General features: G+C 40.9%; 1 protein-coding gene. It reads left to right on the top strand.

Features of this window, described 5'->3' with window-relative positions:
• Positions 1-1,786, top strand: a 1,786-nt coding sequence (locus DNJ77_RS09800; RefSeq protein WP_157966682.1) for an RHS repeat domain-containing protein, incomplete at both ends; no start/stop codon positions are given.

The following is a 1,786-nucleotide window of genomic DNA, read 5'->3' as shown; positions in this document are numbered from 1 at the left end:
GTGATTGAAACGAGGATTAAAGATGCCAGAGGAAATCTGGTATATCAGCTGAAACACTCGGATACCGTCGCATCAGCAGCCCAGGGAAAAGAACAGGATGATGCTAATGAGTATCCAAAACATAAAGTGGTTCTAAACTATGATGAGGCAGAGAGAATCACTTCAATTCGCTCAGTTTACGCTGAAAATAAGACCCGTAATCCCTCTGATGACTCAGTCATCCCGCAGCAGGAAACACAAACTCATTACAGCTACAATGCCTGGGATGAGATCACCCGTATTACGACAGCTGGGAAAGGCATGACAAGCTTTAGCTATAATGAAGCCGGTCAGCTGGTCAAGCAAAAAGACAATATGGGGCAGGAGTATGGATATGGTTATGATGTGTTAAATCGATTGACCAAAGTGAGTATAAACCACAAGCCAATCCTGTTATACGTTTATGATCAAGGTCAATATGGAAAGGGTTATTTAAGTGAAGTGACGCGCTTGCCCTCGGCTACAAAGGGTACAGCCAATACGATAAGAAACAGTTACGATGCATTTGGTAATATAGGAACCCAGACAAATATCATCAACGAAAAAGAATATCGTGTTAGCTATACCTATAACAAAGACAATCAGATCAACACCATTACCTATCCAAGTGGCTTAACGGTTTATTATGCACATAATACGCTAGGTAAGGTTGATAAACTAAGTATCAATAAACCACCATTTATTGTGGCCAAAGATATTGAGCACCTGCCGTTTGGTCCGATAACCACCCTGACTTATGGGAACGGGTATATTCAGGAAAACGGTTATGATTTACGATACAGGCTTACCGAGCGAAACCTCAAAAATATTGCTCACGATCATTATAGATATGATGAGAATGGGAATATTAGTGAAATCATTCACGTGAGTGCCCCAGAGTGGAACACACGATACCGCTATGACAGATTGGATAGATTAACCGCTGTAGAGTCACCCAAGCACAGGCAAATCTTCACGTATAAGCGTGCAGGTGAGATAGATGTAGATATTAAAGATCTACAACATGACTTAAATGGTAACCTCACTTGGTTAAACGGTTTAAGCTTAAGCTATGATGAGTTTAACCTTCTGACAGAGGTGAGAAATCAAGATAAAACCGTTGCTAGCTATCAGTATAATGGTCAAGGTCAGCGGGTGTTAAAAACGGTCGATGGCAAAGAGACTGTTTTTATCTATGATCAGTTTCTGAATGTGATTGAGATTATCAGTGAAGGTGAAACAACAGATATTATCTATCTGGAAGGACAGCCTTTAGCACAAATGACCCAAGGTCAGATTGACTACTTTATCAATGACGTTCAAGGCACGCCTGAGAGATTGATAGATCAGCAGGGGAATACACGTTGGCAAGCCGATATTCAGCCATTTGAAATTCAGGAAACGATAAAAGAAATAAGGCAAAACTTAAGGTTTCCAGGACAGTATTATGATGAAGAGACAGGGTTTTACTATAATGGTTCTCGTCACTATTCTCCACAATTAAGAAGCTATATTCAGCCTGACCCGTTGGATCCTTTATCAGGTGGGAGTATTGATGCTTACGCTTATGCAGAGAACAATCCGGTGAATATTGTAGACCCATTAGGATTATGTCCAAGCTGTCACTACAATATTAATTGTCGTGAATACCAGGCAGATCCGCTGGGGGCATTGGCGCGACATTTTGGCTGGCAGTTTTTATCGTATTGTTATGGCACAGTGACAGCGTTTGGTGGGGGTTTTGTCAATGAAATAAGTTTTGGATTAA

The sequence above is a fragment of the Fastidiosibacter lacustris genome (assembly GCF_003428155.1).
In the GTDB taxonomy this organism is placed as follows: Bacteria; Pseudomonadota; Gammaproteobacteria; order Francisellales; family Francisellaceae; genus Caedibacter; species Caedibacter lacustris.
Note: the sequence above shows the minus strand (reverse complement) of the source record. Positions and strands in the feature narration are given on the sequence as shown.